This window comes from Kitasatospora cinereorecta, assembly GCF_024172095.1.
In the GTDB taxonomy this organism is placed as follows: Bacteria; Actinomycetota; Actinomycetes; order Streptomycetales; family Streptomycetaceae; genus Kitasatospora; species Kitasatospora cinereorecta.
On record NZ_JAMZDX010000004.1, the window covers coordinates 1,137,101 to 1,160,779 of the forward strand.

Below are 23,679 nucleotides of genomic sequence, written 5' to 3' on the forward strand. Positions count from 1 at the left end.
GGATGTGCCTGGCGGTGCCCGGCAGGGTGACGGAGGTCGCGGAACGCGACGGAACGCTGATGGCGGTGATGGACTTCGGCGGCGTGGTCAAGGACGTCTGCCTGGAGTACCTGCCCGACCTCGCGGTCGGCGAGTACGCCATCGTGCACGTCGGCTTCGCGCTGCAGCGCCTCGACGAGGAGTCGGCCCGGCGAACGCTCGACCTGTTCGCCGAACTCGGCTTGCTGCAGGAGGAGTTCGGCGACCCGTGGGAAGCGGCGCGAGCGGCGAAGGAGGCAGGGCGGTGAAGTACCTGGAGGAGTTCCAGAACCCGGAGCTGGCCCGCGGTCTGCTCGCGGACATCAGGGCGACGGTGACCCGCCCGTGGGCGCTGATGGAGGTCTGCGGCGGCCAGACGCACACCATCATCCGTCACGGAATCGACCAACTGCTGCCCGACGAGGTCGAGTTGATTCACGGACCGGGCTGCCCGGTGTGCGTCACCCCGCTGGAGGTGATCGACAAGGCGCTGGAGATCGCCGCCCGTCCCGGAGTGATCTTCTGCTCCTTCGGCGACATGCTCCGGGTGCCCGGCACCGACCGCGACCTGTTCCGGGTCCGCGGCGAGGGCGGCGACGTCCGGGTGGTCTACTCGCCCCTGGACGCCCTGCGGATCGCCGAACAGAACCCGCAGCGCGAGGTGGTGTTCTTCGGCATCGGCTTCGAGACCACCGCCCCGCCCAACGCCATGGCCGTCCACCAGGCCCGCAAGCGCGGCATCCGCAACTTCAGCATGCTGGTCTCGCACGTCCGGGTGCCCCCGGCGATCGACGCCATCATGAACTCCCCCGACTGCCGGGTGCAGGGCTTCCTCGCCGCCGGCCACGTGTGCAGCGTGATGGGCACCGGCGAGTACCCCGAACTGGCCGAACGGCACCGGGTCCCGATCGTCGTCACCGGCTTCGAACCCCTCGACATCCTGGAGGGGATCCGGCTCACCGTACGGCAGTTGGAGCGCGGCGAGCACACCGTCGAGAACGCGTACGCCCGTGCCGTCCGGCCCGAGGGCAACCCGGCCGCCCGGGACATGCTGGAGGACGTCTTCGAGGTCGCCGACCGCGCCTGGCGCGGCATCGGCGTGATCCCCGCCAGCGGCTGGCGGCTGTCCGAACGCTACCGCGACCACGACGCCGAGTACCGCTTCGACGTCCACTCCATCGCCACCTGCGAACCCGCCCGGTGCCGCAGCGGCGAGGTCCTCCAGGGTCTGATCAAGCCCCACCAATGCGAGGCCTTCGGCGCCGACTGCACCCCGCGTACCCCGCTCGGCGCCACCATGGTCTCCAGCGAGGGCGCCTGCGCCGCCTACTACCTCTATCGCCGGCTCGGCACCCCGGCCGCACCCCGGGAGGCGAGCCCCGTTGGCTGACACCTTGGCTGACACCGAAACGCTCACCGGCCCGGCGCCGACCGCCGCACCGGACTTCGCCGGCTACAGCTGCCCGCTGCCGCTGCGCGACCACCCCCGCGTGGTGATGGGCCACGGCGGCGGCGGAGCCCTCTCCGCCGAACTCGTCGCCCACCTGTTCGCCCCCGCATTCGGCAACCCCCTGCTGAACGGCCTCGCCGACTCCACCGTCGTCGAACTCGGCGGCGCCCGACTCGCCTTCTCCACCGACTCGTACGTGGTCCGACCGCTGTTCTTCCCCGGCGGCTCCATCGGCGACCTCGCCGTCAACGGCACCGTCAACGACCTCGCCATGAGCGGCGCCCGCCCGGCGTACCTCTCCTGCGGGTTCATCCTGGAGGAGGGCGTGGAGACCGCCGTCGTCGCCCGGGTCGCCGACGCGATCGGCGCCGCCGCCCGCACCGCCGGCGTCCAGATCGCCACCGGCGACACCAAGGTCGTCGAAGCCGGCCACGGCGACGGCATCTACCTCAACACCGCCGGCATCGGCCTGGTCCCCGCCGGCGTCGACATCCGCCCGCAACGCGCCGCCCCCGGCGACGTGGTCATCGTCAGCGGCGAGATCGGCCTGCACGGCGTGGCCATCATGAGCGTCCGGGAGGGCCTCGAGTTCGGGGTCGAGATCGAGAGCGACTGCGCCGCCCTCGGCGGCCTCGTCGACACCATGCTCGCCGTCACCCCCGACCTCCACGTCCTGCGCGACCCCACCCGCGGCGGACTCGGCGCCGCCCTCAACGAGATCGCCTCCGCGGCCGGCGTCGGCGTCGAGATCCGCGAACGCGCCGTCCCCGTCCCCGCCGCCGTCGCCAACGCCTGCGCCGTCCTCGGCCTCGACCCCATGTACGTCGCCAACGAGGGCAAGCTCGTCGCCTTCGTCCCGCGCGAGCACGCGGACGCGGTGCTGGCCGCCATGCGGAGCCACCCACTGGGGGCGCGGGCCGCCGTCATCGGCGAGTGCGTGCCCGACCACCCCGGCATGGTCGTCGCCCGCACCGCCCTCGGCGGCACCCGGGTCGTCGACCTCCCGATGGGAGAGCAACTCCCGCGTATCTGCTGACAATTGGCGCCGACCACAGGGGCGCGAGGAACTGCGCGACCAGCCATCGCTCTACCTGAGTGCATGGTCGGCCGCGCAGTTCCTCGCGCCCCTGACAATGGATGCTCTCTGGTGCACCGCGCAGCCGACTTGTACGGTGGCGCCGGGAGGTCCGGGGGATGACTGGTGGTCGGCTGCTGGCGGTGAGCGACCTTCACGTGTCGCACCGCGAGAACCGCGAGATCGTCAAACAGCTCGAACCGTCCTCCGACGACGACTGGCTGCTCGTCGCCGGCGATGTCGCCGAACTCACCACCGACATCGAGTGGGCGCTCACCCACCTCGCCGACCGCTTCGCCCACGTGGTGTGGACCCCCGGCAACCACGAGCTGTGGACCCACCCCGACGACCCGGTCCAACTCCGCGGCGAGCACCGCTACCGCCATCTGGTGGAGCTGTGCCGCGGTCTCGGCGTCACCACGCCCGAGGACCCGTACCGGCTGTGGAACGGCCCCGACGGCCCGGTCCGGATCGCACCGCTGTTCCTGCTGTACGACTACACCCTGCGCCCGCCCGGCGCCGCCACCAAGGCGGAGGCGCTGGCGATGGCGTACAAGGCGGGCGTGGTCTGCACCGACGAGTTCCTGCTGCACCCCGACCCGCACCCCACCCGCGACGCGTGGTGCCGGGCCCGGGTGGCGGCGACGGAACGGCGGCTCGCGGCGTGCGACCCGGGCATCCCGCTGGTGCTGATGAACCACTTCCCGCTCGTACGCCAGCCCACCGAGGTGTTGCGGTACCCGGAGTTCGCGCAGTGGTGCGGCACGGAGCTGACCGCCGACTGGCACCTGCGCTTCCGGACCTCCGCCGTGGTCTACGGCCATCTGCACATCCCCCGGCAGAACCACTTCGACGGCGTCCGCTTCGAGGAGGTCTCGCTCGGCTACCCGCGCGAGCGCCGTCGTCACCCGTCCACCCGACCGCTGTTGCGCCAGGTGCTGCCCGCGCCGGCCGGCTCCTGACCTCGCCCGCCTCCGGCGCCGAGCGCGTACGGTGGTACCGACCATGCGGGGCACGCCGTCGAGGGAGCCGATGAGCATTAACCAGCAGGGCCTGTTCCGGCTGCGCAACGTCGCCACCGGCGAGTTGCTGGAGGTCGCCGAGGGCTCCTCCCGCAGCGGGGCCCGGGTCCGCCGGGCACCGGACGACGGTTCGGCCGCCCAGCGGTGGCGGATCAGCCCGGTCCACCCGGGCGCCGCCCTCTACCACCTGGAGAACGCGGCCAGCGGCAAGCGCCTCGACGTGAGGGGCGCCGCCACCGAGAACGGCGTCCCCGTCCAGCAGTGGTCGGCCAACGCGTTCGGCGCCCAGGAGTGGCTCCTCGAACGGCACGACGACGCCCCGGACACCTACACCCTGGTGGCCATCATCAGCGGCAAGAACCTCGACCTCACCCCCGAAGGCCTCGCCCACCAGTGGGAGGACACCGACTCCCCCACGCAGTGGTGGCACCTCGAACCCGCCTGACCGGCCCGGACGCTACCCGGGCGGCCGCACCCACGGCGCGAGTCGCTCCCCCGGGCCGAGCGGCTCCCGCCAGTACCGGTACACCGTCCCCGGGACGACGTCGAGCCCGCCTGCCGCGATCAGTCCGGTGACCGGCCCGGTCCCGCCTGCGTCCGCCTCGAAGGCCACCAGGACCGCCGGCGCCGCCCCGAGTTGGCGGATCACCCGGGCCCGTTCCTCCGCCGTCGGCTCCCGGAACACCGGGTCCTGGAAGAAGCCCGGGCAGCAGACGAGGAGCGGGGCGGCGAAGACCAGCTCCAGCCCGTGGGCGTAGGTCAGGTCGTGGCCGGCCCCGAGCCTCAGCCGTCCCGGGTCCCAGGACACCACGTCCCAGTCCCACCAGGAGCCTTCCGGCAGCTCGACCACCATGGACGGTCTCCGGACGTCCTCAGCCGAGGATGCCGCGGCGGTAGGCGGTGGCGACGGCGGCGGCGCGGTCCTTGGCGCCGAGTTTGGCGAAGATGTGGCTGAGGTGGGTCTTGACGGTGGCTTCGCTGACGAAGAGGGCGGCGGCGATCTCGCGGTTGGAGGTGCCCTCGGCGACCAGGCGCAGGACGTCCTGCTCGCGGCTGCTGAGGCTGGTGGCGCCGTCGTCGGCGGGGGTGCGGACGTGGGTGACCAGCCGGGAGGCGACGGCCGGGGAGAGGACGGTGCGGCCCGCCGCGGCGGCGCTGACGGCGGTGAAGAGCTCGTCGCGCGGCGCGTCCTTCAGCAGGTATCCGGTGGCCCCGGCCTCGATCGCGGGCAGGGTGTCGGAGTCGGTGTCGTACGTGGTGAGCACGAGCACCCGGGAGCGCAGCCGACGGCGGGTCAGTTCGGTGATCGCCTCGACTCCCCCGCCGCCGGGCATCCGCAGGTCCATCAGGACCACGTCGGGGTCGAGTTCGGCGGCCAGGGCGACGCCGTGGACGCCGTCCGCGGCCTCGCCGAGCACGCGGAAGTCCTCGCTCGCGGCGAACATGCCGCGCAGCCCGTCCCGGACGACGGGGTGGTCGTCGACGATCAGCAGGGTGATGGGTGCGGTGTGGTCAGCCATGGCGCACCAACGGTACGCGGGCGCTGATCGCGGTGCCGTAGCCGGGTTCGGATTCGACCTCGAGGACGCCGGCGACGCGCTCCGCGCGGGCCCGCATCCCGGCGAGTCCGAAGCCGCCGTGGACGGTGGGTGCGGGCCGGTGGGCCGGGTCGAAGCCGCGGCCGTCGTCGCGGACGTCGAGGCTGACTTCGTCGTCCATGAAGGTCAGGGTGACGCCGACCCGCCCGGCGCGGGCGTGCCGGGCGGTGTTGGCCAGTGCCTCCTGGGCGATCCGCAGCAGGGTGCCTTCGAGTTCGGCGTGCAGCGGTGCGACGGTGCCGGCGACGGTGAAGGCGGCGGGCACCCCGGCGGCGGCGGACCAGCCGTCGACGACCTTGGCGAGCGCGGCCGGCAGGTCGTCGTGTTCGAGTTCGCTGGGGCCGAGGTCGCGGACGGAGCGGCGGGCCTCGCCGAGGCTGTGCCGGGCGAGCGCGGCGGCCCGGTCGAGGTGGGTGCGTGCGGCGTCCGGGTCGGGGCTGTCGGTGGCGGCCTGGAGTTGGGTGACGATGCCGGCGAGGCCCTGGGCGATGGTGTCGTGGATTTCGGCGGCGAGCCGGCGCCGCTCGTCGGCGACGCCCGCTTCCCGGGCCTGGACGAGGAGTTGGGCGTGCAGCCCGGCGTTCTCCCGGAGGGCCCGGGCGAGCCGGGCGTTGGCGTCCTCGAGTTCGGCGATGGCGGCGGCCTTGGCCCGGACGTTCTCGGCCTCCTGCGCGGACAAGTGCTGGAAGGCCAGCGACAGCGAGGAGTTGAGGGCGAAGAGCGCGGCGAACGCGATCCAGTGGGTGCGGTCGACCGGCGGCAGTCCGCCGGACTGGGAGCCGGCCATGGTGGCGGCGGTGACCACCAGTCCGATCCGCACCGCGCGGCGGGGCAGCAGCCGGTCGGCGTCGAAGTAGCCGAGCACGGCGTACACCGCGAAGAAGGGGTTGAGCCAGGTCAGGACGGCGGCGAGGACGGTCCGCAGGACGTAGTGGACGACGCCGGCCGGCCGGCCCGTGCCGCGCCCGAGGTGCAGCACCAGGGCGGTGGCGACCAGTCCGGCCGCGGTGAGCTGCGCGGCCCGGCTCATCAGCAGGCCCGCGGTGGCCGCGGACAGCAGCGTCCCGGCGGCGAGCAGGGCGTACGGTCCCCAGCGGAAGAACCGGTCCCACCGCACCTCGACCGTCCCTGCCCGGTCCGTCCCGACCCCGCCCGCTCCGACCTCCACCGTCGACTCCATCACCTCTCCCTCCCCGCGCCGCTGCGTCTCACTCCCAGCGGAACCAGCGGGCGGCCGCCCCCAGCAGGACGATAGCCCACGCGGCGAGCACGCCCAGGTGCATCCAGCCCGGCCAGTCGCCGGCCGAGGCGCGGGACAGGGCCTGGGCCGCGGCGCCGAACGGGGCGACCTCGACCACCCGCTGGAGCAGCGCCGGCATCTGCTGGACGGGCAGCCACACCCCGGCGGTGAACATGGTCGGGAAGAACACCACCGAGCTGACGGCGGCGCAGATCCGGGTGGTCCTGGTGAGTGCGGCGATGGTGGAGCCGAGGGCGAGGGCGGCCAGGGCGGCGAGCGCGAGGGCGAGCAGGTAGCCGAGGGGCCGGCCCGGCAGCGGGACGTCGAAGGCGATCCGGCCGACCGCGACGACCAGGGCGGCCGAGCCGAGCGCGACGGCGCCGTGCAGGGCGATCTGCGCGGTGAGCAGGGCGGCGGGCCGGATCGGAGTGGTGGCCATCCGGCGCAGGATGCCGCGTTCGCGGTAGGCGCTGATCACCTGGGGCATGGCCTGCAGTCCGGAGATGATCAGCGCGAGCAGGACGGAGACGGGGACGTACAGGTCGATGGTGCGCCGTCCGCCGAGCGCGGGGCTGGGGTCGCGGAAGGCGGGGATCAGGCCGAGGACGACGAGCAGCAGTGTGGGGAAGACGGCGATCCAGAAGATGCTGGCGGGTTCCCGGCGCAGCAGTCGGGCCTCCGACTTCAGCACGGCGAGCGGGACGGACACGGTGGGGGTGGTCATCTCAGGCCTCCGTGGCGGTGGTGCGGTCGGGGACGGCCGGCGCGTCGTCGCCGGTCAGGTCGAGGAAGGCGTCGTCCAGGCCGACGTCGGTGACGCGGAGCCGGTCGGCGGTGACGCCGTTGCGGGCGAGCAGGCCGACCAGGGCGTCGACGGTCTCGTCGGTGCCGTTGATCACCAGTCGACCCTCGCGCTGCCGGACGGCGGCGACGGCCGGCAGTGCGGCGAGTTCGCGTGGGTCGAGCGGGCGCGAGGGGGTGAGCGAGATCTCGGTGTTGGCGCTGGACCGGGCGACCAGGCCGCTCGGGGTGTCGAGGGCGGCGATCCGCCCGTCGCGCAGGACGGCGATGCGGTCGCACAGCCGCTGGGCCTCGGCCATCAGGTGGGTCACCAGCAGGACGGTCACGCCGCTGTCCCGGACGTCCTCGATGAGCCGCCAGGTGTCCTGGCGGGCACGCGGGTCGAGGCCGGTGGTGAGTTCGTCCAGGACGACCACCCGGGGGTTGCCGACCAGGGCGAGCGCGATGAACAGGCGCTGCTTCTGACCGCCCGACAGCTTCGCGAAGCGCTGGTCCAGGTGGCCGTCGAGGCCGAGGCGCTCGGCGAGGGTGCGCCAGTCGGCCGGGCGGCGGTGGCAGAGGCTGTGGAGTTCGAGCGCCTCGCGGACGGTGATCTTCGGCTGGAGTTCGCTCTCCTGGAGCTGGGCGCCGAGCAGGCGGGTGATCGCCTCGCGGTCGGTGTGCGGGTCGAACCCGGCGACCCGGACCCGGCCGCCGTCGGGGCGGCGCAGGCCCTCGACGCACTCGACGGTGGTGGTCTTGCCGGCGCCGTTGGGGCCGAGCAGTCCGAAGATCTCCCCCTCCCGGACGGTGAAGGACACTCCGTCGACCACGGCTCGGCCGCGGTAGGACTTCCGCAGGTCGTGGACCTCGATGATGGCTGTGTTCGGCATGCATCGAGAATCCCGCCGCGCCGCGTCCGCGACCATCGGCCGCCCGGCCAGAACCGCCATCAGCCGATCGGCTGATGCCGCCCCTCCCCCACCCGGCACCTGCCGTCAGCCCATCGGGCCGTCGGAGGACCGTCAGCCCGTCACCGCGTCAGCCCGTCACCGCGTCAGCCCGTCACCGCGTCGGCCCGTCGCCGCGTCAGCCCATCAGCGCGGCGGGCGGTTTCCCGTCGGGCGCTTCGCCCTCGACCGCCTCGCCGTCGAGCGGCTGCTCGGCCCAGATGGTCTTGCCGCGGCGCGAGAAGCGGGTGCCCCAGCGATCGGCCAGGTGCCCGATGATGAACAGGCCGCGGCCGCCCTCGTCGGTGCTGCGCGCCCGCCGCAGGTGGGGTGCGGAGTTGCTGCTGTCGGAGACCTCGCAGATCAGCTCCTGGTCGAGGATCATCCGCAGCCGGATCGGCGGGGTGCCGTAGCGGATGGCGTTGGTGACCAGCTCGCTGACGATCAGGTTGGTGGAGTCGACCAGGTCGCCCAGTCCCCAGGAGCCGAGTTGCCGGGCCACCCCTCGCCGGGCCTCACGGACCACGGCGGGGTTGTCCTGGAAGGTCCAGGAGGCCACCCGGGCGGTCTCCAGCGCGTGGGTGCGCACCAGCAGCAGCATCACGTCGCTCTCCGGCTGGGCGGGGACCAGGGCGTACGCGGCGCCGTCGCAGAGGGCGCGCAGGTCCTGGTCGGTGCGGGCGAGGACGTGGCGCAGCCGGTCGAGCGGGCCGACGCGCTCGGCCGGGCGGGCGGTGAGCAGGCCGGGGGTGTAGAGCGCGAGCAGGCTGCCCTCGGACAGTTCCAGGACGGTGTTCTCGCACCAGCCGTCGCCCCGGCCGAGCGGCGGGCCGGTGTCGATGTCGTACACCATGGGGGCGCCGTCGGGGCCGATGGCGAGCGGGGCGGGGTGTCCGGCGGAGGCGGCGACGCAGGTGCGGTCGACGGGGTCGTAGACCAGGTAGAGGCAGGTGGCGATGGGGCCGGGGGTGCCGGGGCCGGGTTCGGCCTGTTCCGCGGCGAGGACCCGGGCGGTCTCGTCGAGGCGCAGCAGCAGCTCGTCCGGGGGGAGGTCCTGGACGGCGAGGGTGCGCAGCGCGGTGCGCAGCTGGCCCATGGTGGCGGCGGCCTCGATGCCCTCGCCGGCGACGGCGCCGATGGCGAGGCCGACCCGGGCGCCGGAGAGCGGGATGACGTCGTACCAGTCGCCGCCGGTGCCGATCCGGCCGGTCAGGTGCAGGTGGGCGGCTTCGACGCCGGTGAGTTCCGGTGGTTCCTTGGGCAGCAGGTGGCGCTGGAGGATGGTGGCGGTGTGGCGTTCGCGGGTGTAGCTGCGGGCGTGGTCGATGCCGAGGGCGGCGCGGGCGGCGAGTTCCCCGGCGAGGTCGAAGTCCTCCCGGCTGAAGGGCTCCCGGCGGCGAGTGCGGTAGAGGGCGGCCAGGCCGAGGACGGTGTCCTGGACGGTGAGCGGGAGCACGATCATCGAGTTCACCCCGGCGTCGGTCAGCCGGCGGGCCCGTTCGGGGTCGACGGCCAGCCACGGGTCGTCGAGGCGGAGCTCTTCGATCAGCCGGGGCCGGGCGTCGTCCATGGCCTGGGTGAAGGGGGTGGGGATCGGGAAGGTGCTGAGTTCGCCGGGTAGGACGGCCCCGCTGCTGCCGTGCAGGGAGCGGAAGGAGGCGCGGCGCATCGGTGTCTCGGCGGCGACCGGTCCCGGGCGCGGGGGCCGACCGCGGATGGCCTCGTCGACCAGGTCGACGGCGGCCGCGTCGGCGAAGCGGGGGACGGTGACGGCGGTGAACGCCTCGGCGGTGCCGGTGGCGTCGAGCGAGGTGCCGAGCTGCCGGTGGGCGGCGTGCAGGATCTCCAGGCGGTCGAGGGCGGCCTGCCGATCGGTGATGTTCTCGACGGCGGCGACGCCGAGTGCTCGGCCGCTGTCCAGCCGGAGCCGGAACAGGGAGGCGGAGACCACCAGCTCGTGCTCGGGTTCCTCGGGGTTGCGGCCGCGTACCACCAGGCCGCGTACCGGGGCGCCGTCGTCCAGCACCCGCCGGGCCAGGTTCTCGAATTCCACGGAGTGGAAGCTCGGCGCGAAGTCGGCGATCCGGTGGCCGACGATCCGCTCGGCGGGGATCCCGCGGACCCCCTGCCCGGCCGGGTTGTAGCGGACCACCCGCAGCTCCTCGTCGAACACGAACAGGCCGAGCGGTGCCTGGGCGAACAGCGCCTCGAACACGGCGGACGGCACGTCGTCCGCGTCGTCGTCCAGCAATCTCCCACCTCCGCCCGTCCCCCCCACCCTGGCAGAGGCCGCCGGAGCAGGCATCTCGGCGCAGCCGGGAGCGGATCCGACCGGCAGGGATCCGACCGGTCCGGAAAATCGCGTGACACTTTTGACGCGGTTGACGCGTCCATAATGACTGACGGACCGTCGCATGATCTTGGAGTACTACTTGACCGCGCACCTGTCACGGCGCAGCCTGCAGCGCCGTGCCCTGCCGCTTGCCGCCGTAGCCCTGGCCGGCACCCTGCTGGTCGGCTCGGCCCAGGCCGACAGCCCGACCCCGGCCGACCCGACCCTGACGGCCGACCTGGACGCCATCCTGTCGGACGCCCGGCTGGCCAACGCCCAGGCCGGCGTGGTGGTGGTGGACGCCGCCACCGGGCAGCCGGTGTACCAGCACCAGCCGAACGCCCTGCTCACCCCGGCGTCCACGATGAAGACCGTCACCTCGACGGCCGCCCTGGACCTGCTCGGCGCCGACCACCGCTTCACCACCGAGGTCCGCACCGCGGGCACCCGCCGGGGCGGCGTCCTGGTCGGCGACCTGGTGCTGCGCGGCGGCGGCGACCCCAGCCTGCGGCCGCAGGACCTGGACGACCTGGCGGCCAAGGTGGCGGCGGCCGGGATCACCACGGTGACCGGCCGGGTGCTGGCCGACGGCAGCCGCTACGACAACACCCCGCTCGGCCCCGGCTGGGCCTGGGACGACGAGCCCTACTCGTACAGCCCGCAGATCTCCGGGCTGACCCTCGCCCCGGACGCCGAGTACACCATGGACGCCGTCCAGGTCACGGTCACGCCCGGCGAGGCCGGCAAGCCCGCCCAGGTGGCGCTCAACCCGGCCGAGGCCCCGATGAAGCTCTCCGGCCAGATCACCACCGGTGCGGCGGGCAGCGGCAGCAGCGCGGACGTCGAGCGCAAGCGCGGCGTGAACGAGCTGGCACTCACCGGCAGCGTGGCGGCCGGTTCGGCGCCCGCCGTGTTCTGGACCACCGTGGAGAACCCGACCGTCTACACCGGCGACGTGTTCGCGGGCGCGCTCGCCCGGCACGGCGTCCGGGTGGTGCGGCCGGTCGCGCAGGCCACCGGCAGCGAGACCTCGGACGCCCTGGCCAGTCACGACTCGGCCACCATCGGTGAGCTGATGGCGCCGATGCTCAAGCTCTCCAACAACGGCATCGCCGAGCACCTGACCAAGGAGATCGGCAAGGTCAAGGGCGGCCAGGGCAGCTGGACCGCCGGTCTGACCCAGATCAAGGCGTACCTCAAGGCCAACGGCCTGGAGCTGCCGGCCGGCCGCCAGGTGGACGGCTCCGGCCTGTCCCGCTACGACCTGATCACCCCGGCCAAGATGAACGGCCTGCTGCAGGTCGCCCGGACCAAGCCGTGGTTCCAGCAGTGGTACGACGCGCTCCCGGTGGCCGGCAACCCGGCCCGGATGGTGGGCGGCACCTTGACGGCCCGGATGCGCGGCACCGCGGCCCAGGACAACGTGCACGCCAAGAGCGGCTCGATGAGCGGCGTGGACAACCTGGCCGGCTACGTCACCGCGCCGGACGGCCGGCAGCTGGTCTTCACCGTCATGGTGAGCAACTTCGCCGGCACCAGCCCGCGCCCGCTGATCGACGCGATCGCCGTCCGCCTCGCCACCGGCCACCCGGCGGCGCCCTCGACCGCCCCGTCGACGGCTCCGGCCGCGCCGAAGTCGCTGACCGCCCCGGGCGCCCGGGCCGCGCAGGACGCCCCCGCCGCCGCCCCTGCGGACGCCCCCGAGGGCGGCACCCGCTGGGAGGACTGCGAGCAGCTCGCCCGCTGCTGAGGTTTGTCCCACCAACCCCTGCCGGGCCGGCGGCACAGCCCTCGGCCCGGCAGGGGCGCAGGCCCTAAACTGGGCGGCCCCCGAGCCTTGGAGCTCGGGACGGGCGGGAGGAGGTCGGGGTGGGCGACGACGCGACGAGAGCGGCGGACGGACGGCTGATCGATGCCGTCGAGCGGATCGGGGACGCCGGCCGGGCCATGCTGCGGGAGGCGGCCAAGCGGGAGGGCCTGTCGCTCACGCAGGCCCAGCTGCTGCTGCGGGTGACCACGCCGTCGGCCGGGCCGCAGAGCACCGGCAGTTTCGCCCGCTGGCTGGAGGTCTCCGCGCCGACCGTGAGCGACGCGGCGTCCGCCCTGGTGCGCAAGGGGCTGCTGGAGGCGGTCCCGGGGGTGACCGGGAGCGGCCGTTCCTCCTGGGTGCCGACCACGGCCGGCCGGGAGGCGGCCGAACGGCTGCACACCTGGCGGGACCCGCTCACCGCGGCGCTGGCCGCCTGCGCTCCCGAGGAGCGGGCCGTGGCGCTGCGGGTGCTGCTGGAGGCCGTCGCCTCGCTGCACCGTACCGGCCGGATCACCGTCGCCCGTACCTGCCTGACCTGCCGCTTCTTCCAGCTCGACCGTCCCGGGGACGCCTCCGGCGACTGGTGCGGCCTGCTGGCGGCGCCGCTCGCCCCGGCCGATCTGCGGGTGGACTGCCCCGAGCACCAGCCGGCCGCCGCGCACCGCTGATCCACCGTCACTTTCCTTTTCCCACCCACGGACAGGCGCTTGCGCGCCCTGCCGCAGCTCGGTAGCGTCCTTCTCGTTAGGAGTCCTAATCTCGATTCCCGCGACCCGAGGACGGCCATGACGCACGCGCCCATTCCCGGCTACCACTACGACGACCCCGCCCGGCCCGCCTCGCCGGTCTCCACCGGCGAGCTCGAGCAGCTGGCCGCCGCCACCCTGTTCACCGACGCCGACGTCGCCGCCCTCAAGGTGGCCGGCGAGGTCCTGGCCGACCAGGTCGAGCAGATCCTGGACGTCTGGTACGGCTTCGTCGGCTCCCACGGGCACCTGCTCGCCTACTTCTCCACCCCGGAGGGCACCCCGATCGGCGAGTACCTGGGCGCCGTCCGCCGCCGCTTCGGCCAGTGGATCACCGACACCTGCACCCGCCCGTACGACGCCCGCTGGCTCGCCCAGCAGGAGGAGATCGCACTGCGCCACACCGCCGAGCGCAAGAACGCCACCGACGGCGCCCGCTCGGTGCCGCACGTACCGCTGCGCTACCTGATCGCCTTCATCCACCCGATCACCGCCACCATGCGGCCCTTCCTGGCGGCCAAGGGCCACCCCGAGGCGGAGGTGGAGGCGATGCACCAGGCGTGGTTCAAGGCGGTCACCCTCCAGGTGGCGCTCTGGTCCCGCCCGTACGCGAACGCCGCCTGGTGACGCCCGGCGGGGCTCACCGCGCGCGGAAGGCGATCAGCGCGATGTCGTCCCGGACGTCCGCGACCTCGGTGATCAGCCGGTCGCACAGCTCGCCGACCGGCAGCGCCCGGGCCCGCGCCGCGGCCTCGCGGAGCCGGGCGATCCCGTCGGCCAGGTCCTCGCCCGGGACCTCCACCAGCCCGTCGGTGTAGAGCACCAGGGTGTCCCCGGGGCCGATCGACTGACGGTGGGTCTGCCGCGACCGCAGTGGATCCACGCACAGCGGCACGTCCGCCTCGGCGCTCTCGAGCAGCCGGGGCTCGCCCTCGGCCGGGACCAGCAGCGGCGGCGGGTGCCCGGCGTTGGACCAGGCCGCCTCCCAGCTCCCGTCCGCCCCACGCCGCAGGTGGGCGTGGACGGCGGTGGCGAAGGCGGCCACCCCCAGCCCCTCGGCGGCCGCGTCCAGCTGGGCGAGCGCCTCCGCGGGCGAGCGCCGGTGGGTGCGGGTGTACGCCACCGAGCGGAGCATGCTGCGCAGCTGGCCCATGGTGGTGGCGGCGGCGAGGTCGTGGCCGGCCACGTCGCCGATGGTGAGCGCGAGCGAGCCGTCGGGGAGGGTGAAGGCGTCGTACCAGTCGCCGCCCACCTCGGCGGTCCGGCTGCCGGGCAGGTAGCGGGCGGCCAGGTCGGCGCCCTCCACCTTCGGCGGGGCGGTGAGCAGGGCGCGCTGCAGCACCAGGGCGGCGTGCCGGGTGCGCTGCAGTTCCAGGGCCTGTCGCAGTGGCCCCTGGGCCTTCTGCAGCACCTCGCGCATCAGCTCGATGTCGGCCCGGCCGGGCGGCGGGCTGCCGCCGCAGCCGGCTGCGGCGGCCAGGGCCACCACCGTCCCGTCCACCTCGATCGGCAGCAGGGTGAGGCTGGTGGCCGCGGCGGCGACCAGCCACCGGGCGGACATCTCCGGCACGGCCCCGGACGGGACCTCGCCGGCCGGGAAGGTCAGCAGCAGCGGCCACCGCTCGGTCACCGCCTGCCGCGCCTGCACCCCGAGCCGGTACGACTGGCGGACCAGCGGCGGCAGGGTGGGCAACCCGGGCCGGGCGACCGAGGCGATCCGAATGCCGACCAGCGGGTCGTCCGAGCCGCCCTCGTCGGGGCGGGCCAGCAGGAACACCGCGCAGGCGTCGGTGAGTTCGGGCACCACAGCGGCGGCGGTGGCGGCGAAGGCGTCCTCCGGGCGCTCGGCCTCGGTGACCTCGCCGGCCCGGGCCAGCAGGCGTTCGCGGAGCCGGGCGCGCCAGTGGTCCTCGATGTCGGTGGTGGCGCCGATCCACTCGACCAGCCGGTCGTCCCGCAGGATCGGCACCGCCCGCGCCTTGACGTGCCGGAAGTCGCCGGTGGCGGTGGCCACCCGGAAGGTGTGCTCCATCATCGACGGCCGGTCCGCCGCCGCCTCGGCCCAGGCCTCGACCAGCCGCGCCCGGTCGCGCGGGTGGATGGCCTCCAGCCACCCCTCGTCCATCGTCTCCCGCCACGGCCGGCCGGTGAACTCCTGCCAGCCCGGTACCAGCTCGGTCATCACACCGTCCGGCTGGACCAGCCACACCATCTGGGAGACCGCCGAGACCAGCGCCTCGTACCGCTCCAGCGCGTGCAGCCGTTCGATGGACAGCAGCTGCGCCTGGTGCGCCGAGTGGACCTGTTCGGTGGTGTCGATCGCGGCGATCAACACCCCGGCGCCGAACCGCGAGACGGCCGGCGAGCAGCTGTGCACGAAGTGCCGGTGCCCGGCGGCATCCGGGTCCTCGGCGGCCTCCGGGGCGTCCACCGTCAGGTGGGAGGTGACCTGGCGGGCGGTGCCGTCGGCGAGGACCAGGTCGAGCGTCTCGACCAGCCGCTCGGCCCCGGCCTCGCCGAACACCTCGCGGGCGGGCAGGCCGAGCGGGCGGTCGCCGAACAGATCGCGGAACGCCTCGTTGGCGTACACCAGCCGGTGGTTCCGGCCCGCGGTCAGCGCGATCACCGCGATCGCCCGGTCGAACACCTCCGGCGTCAGCTGCGGCTCCGGCACCCGCGCCCGACCTCCTCCTTGGACCCGTCCGCTCGCCGGACGGGCACGCGCACCGCTGCCGGGCCGTCAGGCCAGCAGCTTGTCCTTGGCCTTCTGGTACTCCTCCTCGGTCAGCGCACCGCTGTTCTTGAGGTCGGCGAGCTTGGCCAGCTGGTCGGCGTGGCTGGTCCCGCCGCCGCCCGTACCCGTACCCGCACCCTCGCCGCCCGGTCCCGCGGCGTCGCGGATGTACGCCTTGAAGGCCGCCTCGTTCTGCTGGGCCTGCGCGATGTCACGCTGGCTCATCGAGCGGCCGCGGGCGATCAGGTAGACCAGGACGCCGAGGAACGGCAACAGGATGACGAAGATCAACCAGCCCGCCTTGCCCCAGCCGCCCATGTCGTGGCTGCGGAAGATGTCAGTGATGATCTTGAAGAGCAGGAAGAACCACAGGATCCACAGGAAGAACCAGAGCATCGTCCAGAACACGTTGAGCAGCGGGTAGTCGTCCACGGGGGGTCCTTTCACGAACTCAACCGAGCACATGAGTCGTATCACCACCAAACGGACACCGCATCCCGACCACCGGGCCCGGCGGACCGCTGCGAGCCCCGCATCCGGCGTACCGGTGGGATCAGCCGCGCCGGGGGCTTCGCACCAGGCCGGCGACCGAGAGCAGGCCCCAGCCCACCGAGACGGTCAGCGCCATCGCCCGGTGCCGGCGCCGCGGCAGGGCGCCGGTCAGCACCAGGGCATCGCCGAAGTCCGACGCGATCCGCAGCAGGGTGGCGGTGCGAAGGCTCCGGTCGTCGGGGGCCAGGGCCATCGCCAGGCCGCAGGCCGCGTCCCGCAGGGCCAGCGGCCGGATGCAGGCCGCCACGTCCCGCGGCACCGCGCCGTCGGGGCCGGCCAGCCCGGAGGGCGCGGCCAGCAGCGCCGGCCGGGCGGCGACCGCCAGTCCGTAGGCGGCCGTCGCGGCGCCGGTGGCCCTGAGCAGCGGACGGTCCATCCTCGGCACCTCTCCGGGTACGACGGGGGTACGACGGTCGGGCGGACTCCGGCGGGCCCACCCCGCCCCCGCACCGGGCGGACGAGTGGCGCGCCGGGTGCGCCGGCCTGATGCGGCGATCGTACGTCGGCCCTCGGCCCGCCCCGCGCCATTCCACCCGGCGCCGTGTCGCCGTCGGCCGATCGGTCCCGGCTGGGTCAGGATGGTCCAGCGCCGAGCACGCAGGAAGCGGCCCGTCCGTGCAGGCCGCCGACGGAAGGGAGCCGACCCGGTGGGATCTGGCCCGGTGGGATCTGGCCCGGTGGGATCTGGTGCAGCGTCCACGGACGTCGTCGTGGTCGGCGCAGGCCCGGCCAGCCTGGCCTGCGCGCAGGACCTGGCGGCCGCCGGACTGCGGGTACGGGTCCTGGAGGCGGCGGACGCGGTCGGCGGCCGGATGCGCACCGACGTCCGCGAGGGCTTCCGGCTGGACTGCGGGTTCCAGGTGTTCAACACCGGCTACCCCCAGGTCCGTCGGCGCCTGCGGGCGTCCTCGCTCGACCTGCGCCGCTTCACCCCGGGCTTCCTCCTGGTCGGCTCCCGGGGCCGCTTCCGGTTCGCGGACCCGCTGCGCCGCCCGACCCAGGCGGCGGACCTGCTGCGGGGCCGCCTCGCTCCGCTGCGCGACACCGTCGCCCTCGGCCTGGTGAGCGCCCGGGACCGCGTGCTGCCCGCCCGGGTCCTGCGGGCCGAGCGCGACGTCCCGACCGTGCAGGCGCTCCGCTCGGCCGAACTCTCCCCGGGCACCGTCGACCAGGTGCTGCGGCCGTTCCTCGCCGGGGTCTTCCTGGAGGACGCGCTGGTCACCTCCAGCCGGGTCTTCCACCTCTACTGGCGCAGCCTGATGCGCGGCACGATCGGCCTGCCCGCCCGCGGCATCGGGGCCGTGCCGCAGGCCCTCGCCGCGGCGCTGCCCCCGGATACGGTCACCCTCGACACCGCGGTGGCCGAACTGACCGACACCGGCGTCCGGACGGCCGACGGCGGCGAGATCCCCGCCCGCGCGGTGGTGGTCGCCACCGACGCCACCGCCGCCGGAGTGCTGCTGCCCGGACTGCCCGTCCCGGCGCTGCGTGCGGTGACCACGCTGTACCACGTCGCCGGGCGCAGCCCGCTGCCCGAACCGACGCTGCTGGTCGACTCCGACCGGCAGCTGCTCAACTCGGTCGTCCTCTCGGAGGTCGTCCCGGAGTGCGCCCCGGCCGGTACCGCGCTGATCTCGACCTCCGTCCTCGGGACGGACGTCGACGAGCCGTCCGTCCGGGCCCGGCTGGCCGAGCTGTACGGGTGCGACACCGCCGGGTGGCAGCCGCTGGCGGAGTACCGGATCCCGGGCGCGCTGCCCGCGATGCCCGCGCCGCACCCGTTGACCCGCAGCTGCCGGTGGGCGCCGGGCCGCTACGTGTGCGGCGACCACCGGGCGACCGGTTCCGTCCAGGGCGCCCTGGCCTCCGGGGCGCGCGCCGCCCGCGAGGTACTGGCCGACCTGCGGCCCGCCTGACACGGCCCGCCGGTGGGCTCAGCCGGCCTCGGGCACCGCGTCCGGACCGCCGGCCGCCTTCGCCGGTGCTGCCGCCCGGGCCCGCTGGGCCGCCGTCACCCGCTGCACCAGCCACACCGCGAGGCCGGCCGCGACCACGTGGATCGCGGCGCTCAGCGCGTCGTACCCGAGGGAGCCGGTGACCCGGCCGATGACCGCGACGCCGACCGTGTTGGCGAGCCAGGCGACCCACCAGGTCTCGACGAGCCAGGAGCCGGCGCCGCCGCTCGCCCGCCAGACGTCCAGCACCACGCGGCGCGGGATCCACCACATCGCCACCGGGATGAACCACCCGCCGATCGCGTAGCCGGCCGAGTGGTGCTGGGTGCCGGGGGCGAACGCCTCGGCGTTGAGCCGGCAGCGGTGCAGCCAGGCGAGGAAGCACCCGCAGGCGGCGAGCATCAGCGGCAGCGCCAGCGCGACCGTTTTGAGGAAGAACTCCGACCGGGTGCCGCCGGCGATCGCGTCCCCGACGAGCAGCAGGGTGTAGAGGACGATCGCCACCTGGGTGGCGATCGCCCACCGACCGGGATCGGCGACCGTCGGGTGGGCGGGCGGAGCGGGGTTCACGCGGAAAGCCTCCGGTTCGGGGACGTGCGGTGGATTTCACGCGCAAGATCGCCCGCACTCTAGAGATCATCGGCCCGCGGTGTCCACGGGGAGTGCCGCGCAGCGGGGCTCAGCGGTCCTGCCGGGAGATCCGCCAGGCCAGCACCACGACCAGGAAGGAGGCGACGGAGAAGCCGGTGCACCACCAGGCGGTGTCGGTGCTGCCCTTCATCCAGGCGTCGGTGGCCACGGTCAGTGCCCAGAGCTGGCCGATCACCACGGTGACCGCGAGCGCGACCCGGGCGCTGAGCGCGGCGGAGCGTTCGGGCTGCTGGTCGGTCCCGGCCCCGGGGCCCGGGCCGGTACGGGTGACCCGGGGGTCGGCGTACCCACTGGTGGCCCGGATCTGCGGGTAGCGCTCGTGGACCGGCCGGTTGAGGTCGGGCTGGTCGCTGCCGGGGTGGTAGTTCTCCGGGTAGTGGCCCTCGGGAACGCTCATGACGCCCCCTCGTCGGCCCGGCACCCGGCCGCCCCGGCGAGCGCCGGGTCGCTCGCGCGCAGGCCCCGGCACAGCCCGGACCGCTCGCTCTCCCCCGAGCGCGCCGTGCCGATCGCCCAGACGGCGCCCTGGGCGTCCTCCACCATGATCACCTTGGGCAGCGGCCGGGGCGGCGGCCCCGCCGTCACCTCACCGGTCCGTACGTCGAACACCCCTTCGTGGCACGGGCAGTGGAGTTCACCCTCGGTGCCCCGGTCCTGCTGCCAGAGCACCCCGCAGGCCAGGTGGGTGCAGATCGCCGAGTAGCCGACCACCGTGCCGTCGGCGAGCTTGACCGCCAGCGCGCGGTCGTCCTCGCCGGGGTAGCCGAAGGCGACCGCCTGACCCGGGGTGAGCGCATCGGCGACCTTCAGCGGTGGGGCGCTGCCGTCGCCGTGGCGGGACAGCACCCCGGCCGCGACCACGGTGGAGCCGACCACCAGGCCGCCGGAGACGGTGGCGACGATCCGCAGGTAGTCGCGCCGGGTGGTGAGCGAGTCGGCGCTGATCCGGTCGCGCAGGGCGGCCCGCTCCTCCTCGTCGGGGGCGCTCGGCTCGGTGGTCACAGCGCGGCTCCGTTCCCGGGCGTGGGCCGCCCGTTGACCTCGATCAGGTTGAGCGTCCCGCCGGGGACGGGCTCGCGTCGGTCGGCGGGCACCACCATGGCGACCCCGGTGGCCACCGTGGTGCCGCCGAACGCGAACAGCGTGGAGACCTCCACCCCGGGCCGCTCGGCCTGGAGCTCCTCCACCGTCCCGTAGAACAGCGCGCCGGTCGGGCAGACGGTGGCGCACATCGGGGCCAGGCCGTAGGAGGTGCGGTCGTAGCAGAGGTTGCACTTCATCTGCAGCTTGGCCGCCAGGTCGATCTTCGGGACGCCGAACGGGCAGGCGTTGACGCAGTTGGCGCAGCCGATGCAGCGGGTGGGGTCGGCCTCCTGGACGACCCCGTCGGCGGTGATCAGGATCGCGTCGGCGGGGCACACCTCGGCGCACGGCGCGACCGGGTCCTCGCAGTGCATGCAGACGGTGGGCAGCGAGGCGACCGAGGTGCCCTCGTCCGGGTAGTCGAGGTGGATCATCGACCGGCCGCGGTGGGAGTCGCACTCGCGGCAGGCGGAGACGCAGGCCTGGCAGCCGATGCAGCGGCCCGGGTCGATGAAGATGGTCCGTCCGAGCATCCCGGTCAGCCCCTCTCGGCGGTGCCGCGGCCCTGCGGGGCGGTCGGCGGCAGCGGGTCGGTGCGGGAGACCTGGGCCTCGGGGTACGCCTCTCGGCCGGGCGGGACGGGCGGCGCGGGCACCTCGTCCAGCGCCTCGGCCGGATCGATCCGCACCGCGCAGACCTTGTACTCGGGGATCTTGGACCGCGGGTCGAGCGCGTCGACGGTCAGCTCGTTGGCGGCCACCGGGACGGGCCAGTGGTAGGGCACGAAGACGTGGTCGGCCCGGATCGCCTCGGTGACCAGCGCGGGCAGCACCGTGGAGCCGCGCCGGGTGGTCACCCGGACCGGGTCGCCGGTGCGGAAGCCGTGCGAGGGGTGCACCTCGACCCAGGGGCGCGGGGTCTGCTCGACCAGGCCGCCGAGCCGGCGGGTCTGGTTGCCTGACAGGAAGTGGGCGACGGTCCGCCCGGTGGTGAGCGTCATCGGGTACTGCTCGTCGTACGGGTCGGCCGGCGGGTGCCACTCGACCACCTGGAGGTGCACCTTCCCGTCCGGGTGGTACGTCCGGCCGTCCTCGAACAGCCGGGGTGTGCCCGGGTGGTCGGGGCCGGGACAGGGCCAGGCGATGCCGCCGGTCTCCTCCAGCCGCTCGTAGGTGATGCCGTAGTAGTCGATCACGGTGCCGGCCGAGGCGCGGCGCAGCTCGTCGAACACCTCCCGGGACCCCTCGAAGGCGAACTTCTCGCCGACGCCGAGCCGGCGGGCCAGCTCGCACAGCACCCAGGTGTCGGTGCGCACCCCCTCCGGCGGTTCCTGGGCCTTGTTGTGCTTGACCACCCGGGCCTCGGCGTTGGCCATCACGCCCTCGTCCTCGGCCCAGGTGGTGACCGGGAGGACCACGTGCGCGTCGGCGGCGGTCTCGGAGAGGAAGAAGTCGAGCTGGGCGTGGAACTCCAGCGCGTCGTAACCCGCCCGCACCGAGCGGAGGTTCGGCAGCGAGACGAAGGGGTTGTTGCAGACGCCGATCAGGCCGCGGATCTCCCCGCGGCCCATCTGGCCGACCATCTCCACCATCGAGGTCCCGGCGGGCGGCAGCTCGTCCTCGTCGATGCCCCAGATCGCGGCGATCTGCCGGCGGTGCGCCGGGTCGTTGATGGAGCGGCCGCCGGGCAGCAGGTCGGCCTTCTGGCCGTGCTCGCGGCCGCCCTGGCCGTTGCCCTGGCCGGTGATGGTGCCGTAGCCCGCCCCGGGCCGGCCGAGGTTGCCGGTGGCGGTGCACAGGTTGATGACGGTGAGGCAGTTCTCCACGCCCTGGGTGTGGTGCTCGATGCCGCGGGCGTGCCAGGCCATCGCCCGCGGCGCGGTGGCGAACATCCGTGCCACCTCGACCACTTGGCCGGCCGGGATGCCGCAGGTCTCGGCTGCGCGCTGCGGCGGGTACGCCTCGACGGTGCGCCGCACCTCCGCCCAGCCGGTGGTGCGTTCGGCGAGGAAGGCCTTGTCGGTCAGGCCCTCCTTCACCACGACGTGCAGCACCGCGTTGAAGAACACCGCGTCGGTACCGGACCGGAGGGCCACGTGGACGTCGGCGGTGCGGGCGATCGCGGTCTCCCGCGGGTCGACCACGATCAGCTTCGCGCCGCGGTCGCGGGCGCCCCAGACGTACTGGGTCATCACCGGGAAGCACTCGCCGACGTTGGAGCCGGCGATCAGCAGGCAGTCGGTCCGCAGGATGTCGGCGAACGGATTGGCCGCCCGGTCGATGCCGAAGGCCAGCTTGTTGGCGCCGGCCGCGCTGACCATGCACAGCCGCCCGTTGTAGTCCACGTGCCGGGTCCGCAGCGCCACCCGGGCGAACTTGCCGACCAGGTAGGTCTTCTCGGAGAACAGGCTGGCCCCGCCGAGCATCCCGAAGGCGTCCCGGCCGTGCTCGGCCTGGATCCGCCGGATCCGCTCGGCCGTGTGGTCCAGCGCCTCCTCCCACCCCACCTCGCGGAACGGCTCGTCCCGGGAGGTGCGCAGCAGCGGGGCGGTCAGCCGGTCGGGGTGGTTGACCTGCTGGTAGGCGTTGATGCCCTTGGGGCACAGCCGCATCCGGTTGATGTCGTGGTTGCGCGGCTCCACCCCGAACACCTTGCCGTGGCGGTCCACCCGCAGGTACATCCCGCACTGGACGCCGCAGAAGCAGCAGTGGGTCGGCACCAGCGTCTGCTCGGTCTGGTCGGCCCGCCAGCCGGCCGCCGGCAGCCCGCCGGCGTCGCGGAAGTTCCGGGAGCCGGCCGGCGCCAGCGAGGGGTCGAGCGGCAGCCGGTCCCCCCTCACCTGAACCCCCGCTTCACGCCGGACAGGTACGCGCCGCCGCGCAGCACCCGCTTGCAGCGGGGGCAGAACTCGGCCCACTCGTCGAAGCCCAGCCGCAGGTCGCGCATGGTGCCGCGGAGGTTCTCCACGTACGCCACGGTGTCGATCGGCCGGCCGCAGCGGCGGCAGGCCAGCACCTCGCCGGCCGGGTCGTCCCGGCGGCGCGAGGTGTACTTGAACAGCTGCATGCCGACCGCGGCCGGGCGCTGGACGATGTGGAAGAACTTGCCGAACGGCAGGTAGACCAGGGTCAGCACGACCGACGCCATGTGCAGCACCGCGAGGAACTCGTACCCGCCGCCGTCCAGCACCGTTTCGGAGAAGGTCAGCAGCAGGCCGGTGACCGAGACGGTGAGCAGGGCCAGCAGCGGGACCAGGTCGTAGCCGAAGCGCTGGCCGGTGATCGCCTCGCGGTCGCGCATCCGCCGCCACAGGAACCAGCCGGCGCCGGAGATCACCAGCACGGCGGCCAGGTCGAGCCCGTGGAAGAGGATCCAGCCGAGGGTGCCGGAGGAGTCGAAGCCGAACACCTCCACGCCCCAGATCCGCATCTGGTAGCCCGGCCCGGTGGCGGAGGCGGCGGTGAAGGTGAACCAGCCCCAGGTCAGCGGGAAGGTGATCGCCGCGGCCAGCAGGCAGCCCCAGAAGATCAGCTGGTGGGCGGCCCAGCGGGCGTGCGAACGCGCCCCCAGGAAGCGCTGGAAGCCCAGGTAGGTGGCGATCATCCGGGGCAGGGCGGTCGGCGAACGGCGCAGGTTCTCCCAGGACAGCGCCGCCCGCCAACCCTCGCGCAGCAGCCGCCGGG

24 protein-coding genes are annotated in these 23,679 nt (G+C 74.2%); 9 read left to right on the forward strand and 15 right to left on the reverse strand.

Annotated features, from left to right (window positions below; translation table 11 throughout):
* Window positions 1-2: 2 nt before the first annotated feature.
* The 5 genes from FHR36_RS25630 (at window position 3) to FHR36_RS25650 (ending at window position 4,010) form a co-directional block, all read left to right on the forward strand.
* Entirely contained in the window at window positions 3-287 is a 285-nt protein-coding gene (locus FHR36_RS25630) for a HypC/HybG/HupF family hydrogenase formation chaperone (protein ID WP_253800572.1), read from the forward strand.
* On the forward strand, window positions 284-1,408 hold the full coding sequence (hypD, locus tag FHR36_RS25635) for a hydrogenase formation protein HypD (RefSeq protein ID WP_253800574.1): 1,125 nt from the start codon (window positions 284-286) through the stop codon (window positions 1,406-1,408). Before FHR36_RS25630 ends, hypD begins: the two co-directional genes overlap by 4 nt.
* A 4-nt stretch (window positions 1,409-1,412) precedes the next feature.
* Window positions 1,413-2,504 carry a hydrogenase expression/formation protein HypE gene (gene hypE, locus FHR36_RS25640; protein WP_301330543.1) on the forward strand — a complete coding sequence of 364 codons (1,092 nt, stop codon included), beginning with the start codon at window positions 1,413-1,415 and terminating at the stop codon, window positions 2,502-2,504.
* A gap of 158 nt (window positions 2,505-2,662) precedes the next feature.
* Window positions 2,663-3,505 carry a metallophosphoesterase family protein gene (locus tag FHR36_RS25645; RefSeq protein WP_253800576.1) on the forward strand — a complete coding sequence of 281 codons (843 nt, stop codon included), beginning with the start codon at window positions 2,663-2,665 and terminating at the stop codon, window positions 3,503-3,505.
* Window positions 3,506-3,575: 70 nt separating this feature from the next.
* The gene (locus FHR36_RS25650) at window positions 3,576-4,010 is read left to right on the forward strand and encodes an RICIN domain-containing protein (RefSeq protein WP_253800578.1); all 435 of its coding nucleotides are present in this window, start codon (window positions 3,576-3,578) and stop codon (window positions 4,008-4,010) included.
* Window positions 4,011-4,022: 12 nt separating this feature from the next.
* On the opposite strand, the gene FHR36_RS25655 is transcribed toward FHR36_RS25650, so the two are convergent.
* The 6 genes from FHR36_RS25655 to FHR36_RS25680 form a co-directional block, all read right to left on the reverse strand.
* Window positions 4,023-4,418 carry a hypothetical protein gene (locus FHR36_RS25655; protein WP_253800581.1) on the reverse strand — a complete coding sequence of 132 codons (396 nt, stop codon included), beginning with the start codon at window positions 4,416-4,418 and terminating at the stop codon, window positions 4,023-4,025.
* 19 nt (window positions 4,419-4,437) lie between these two features.
* A complete protein-coding gene (locus FHR36_RS25660) occupies window positions 4,438-5,085 on the reverse strand; it encodes a response regulator (protein ID WP_253800584.1) in 648 nt (215 codons plus the stop codon).
* Window positions 5,078-6,343 (reverse strand): ATP-binding protein, encoded by a 1,266-nt coding sequence (locus FHR36_RS25665; RefSeq protein ID WP_253800585.1) that lies wholly within the window; start codon window positions 6,341-6,343, stop codon window positions 5,078-5,080. The genes FHR36_RS25660 and FHR36_RS25665 overlap by 8 nt, the downstream gene beginning before the upstream one ends.
* A 28-nt stretch (window positions 6,344-6,371) precedes the next feature.
* Complete coding sequence (locus FHR36_RS25670; RefSeq protein ID WP_253800587.1) at window positions 6,372-7,127, reverse strand: ABC transporter permease; 756 nt, start codon at window positions 7,125-7,127, stop codon at window positions 6,372-6,374.
* 1 nt (window position 7,128) lies between these two features.
* A complete protein-coding gene (locus FHR36_RS25675) occupies window positions 7,129-8,076 on the reverse strand; it encodes an ABC transporter ATP-binding protein (protein WP_253800589.1) in 948 nt (315 codons plus the stop codon).
* Window positions 8,077-8,272: 196 nt separating this feature from the next.
* On the reverse strand, window positions 8,273-10,384 hold the full coding sequence (locus tag FHR36_RS25680) for a SpoIIE family protein phosphatase (RefSeq protein WP_253800591.1): 2,112 nt from the start codon (window positions 10,382-10,384) through the stop codon (window positions 8,273-8,275).
* Between the two features lie 163 nt (window positions 10,385-10,547).
* Between FHR36_RS25680 and dacB the strand changes: the two genes are divergently transcribed.
* From dacB to FHR36_RS25695, 3 genes are all read left to right on the forward strand, one after another.
* On the forward strand, window positions 10,548-12,215 hold the full coding sequence (dacB, locus tag FHR36_RS25685; protein WP_253800593.1) for a D-alanyl-D-alanine carboxypeptidase/D-alanyl-D-alanine endopeptidase: 1,668 nt from the start codon (window positions 10,548-10,550) through the stop codon (window positions 12,213-12,215).
* Window positions 12,216-12,334: 119 nt separating this feature from the next.
* Window positions 12,335-12,943, forward strand: a complete 609-nt coding sequence (locus tag FHR36_RS25690; RefSeq protein WP_253800596.1) for a MarR family winged helix-turn-helix transcriptional regulator — start codon at window positions 12,335-12,337, stop codon at window positions 12,941-12,943.
* A 117-nt stretch (window positions 12,944-13,060) separates the two neighbouring features.
* On the forward strand, window positions 13,061-13,648 hold the full coding sequence (locus FHR36_RS25695; protein WP_253800599.1) for a protoglobin domain-containing protein: 588 nt from the start codon (window positions 13,061-13,063) through the stop codon (window positions 13,646-13,648).
* Window positions 13,649-13,661: 13 nt separating this feature from the next.
* Here the strand turns inward: FHR36_RS25695 and FHR36_RS25700 are convergent, their stop codons facing one another.
* The 3 genes from FHR36_RS25700 to FHR36_RS25710 form a co-directional block, all read right to left on the reverse strand.
* The gene (locus FHR36_RS25700) at window positions 13,662-15,695 is read right to left on the reverse strand and encodes a SpoIIE family protein phosphatase (protein ID WP_253800601.1); all 2,034 of its coding nucleotides are present in this window, start codon (window positions 15,693-15,695) and stop codon (window positions 13,662-13,664) included.
* Window positions 15,696-15,761: 66 nt separating this feature from the next.
* A complete protein-coding gene (locus FHR36_RS25705; RefSeq protein ID WP_253800604.1) occupies window positions 15,762-16,187 on the reverse strand; it encodes an SHOCT domain-containing protein in 426 nt (141 codons plus the stop codon).
* A gap of 121 nt (window positions 16,188-16,308) precedes the next feature.
* Window positions 16,309-16,683, reverse strand: coding sequence for a hypothetical protein (locus FHR36_RS25710; protein WP_253800605.1), 375 nt, complete (start codon window positions 16,681-16,683; stop codon window positions 16,309-16,311).
* 301 nt (window positions 16,684-16,984) lie between these two features.
* Here FHR36_RS25710 and FHR36_RS25715 point away from each other — a divergent pair, with 301 nt between their 5' ends.
* A complete protein-coding gene (locus FHR36_RS25715; RefSeq protein WP_253800606.1) occupies window positions 16,985-18,223 on the forward strand; it encodes an NAD(P)/FAD-dependent oxidoreductase in 1,239 nt (412 codons plus the stop codon).
* 18 nt (window positions 18,224-18,241) lie between these two features.
* On the opposite strand, the gene FHR36_RS25720 is transcribed toward FHR36_RS25715, so the two are convergent.
* From FHR36_RS25720 to FHR36_RS25745, 6 genes are all read right to left on the reverse strand, one after another.
* Window positions 18,242-18,832 carry a DUF4328 domain-containing protein gene (locus FHR36_RS25720; protein WP_253800609.1) on the reverse strand — a complete coding sequence of 197 codons (591 nt, stop codon included), beginning with the start codon at window positions 18,830-18,832 and terminating at the stop codon, window positions 18,242-18,244.
* A 109-nt stretch (window positions 18,833-18,941) separates the two neighbouring features.
* Window positions 18,942-19,310 carry a hypothetical protein gene (locus tag FHR36_RS25725; protein WP_253800611.1) on the reverse strand — a complete coding sequence of 123 codons (369 nt, stop codon included), beginning with the start codon at window positions 19,308-19,310 and terminating at the stop codon, window positions 18,942-18,944.
* Window positions 19,307-19,915, reverse strand: coding sequence for a Rieske 2Fe-2S domain-containing protein (locus FHR36_RS25730; protein WP_253800612.1), 609 nt, complete (start codon window positions 19,913-19,915; stop codon window positions 19,307-19,309). The genes FHR36_RS25725 and FHR36_RS25730 overlap by 4 nt, the downstream gene beginning before the upstream one ends.
* Window positions 19,912-20,529 (reverse strand): 4Fe-4S dicluster domain-containing protein, encoded by a 618-nt coding sequence (locus FHR36_RS25735; protein ID WP_253800613.1) that lies wholly within the window; start codon window positions 20,527-20,529, stop codon window positions 19,912-19,914. The genes FHR36_RS25730 and FHR36_RS25735 overlap by 4 nt, the downstream gene beginning before the upstream one ends.
* 5 nt (window positions 20,530-20,534) lie before the next feature.
* Window positions 20,535-22,835 carry a molybdopterin oxidoreductase family protein gene (locus tag FHR36_RS25740; RefSeq protein WP_253800614.1) on the reverse strand — a complete coding sequence of 767 codons (2,301 nt, stop codon included), beginning with the start codon at window positions 22,833-22,835 and terminating at the stop codon, window positions 20,535-20,537.
* A partial coding sequence (locus FHR36_RS25745) for an MFS transporter (protein ID WP_253800615.1) occupies window positions 22,832-23,679 on the reverse strand: 848 nt, incomplete at its 5' end. The genes FHR36_RS25740 and FHR36_RS25745, both read right to left, overlap by 4 nt.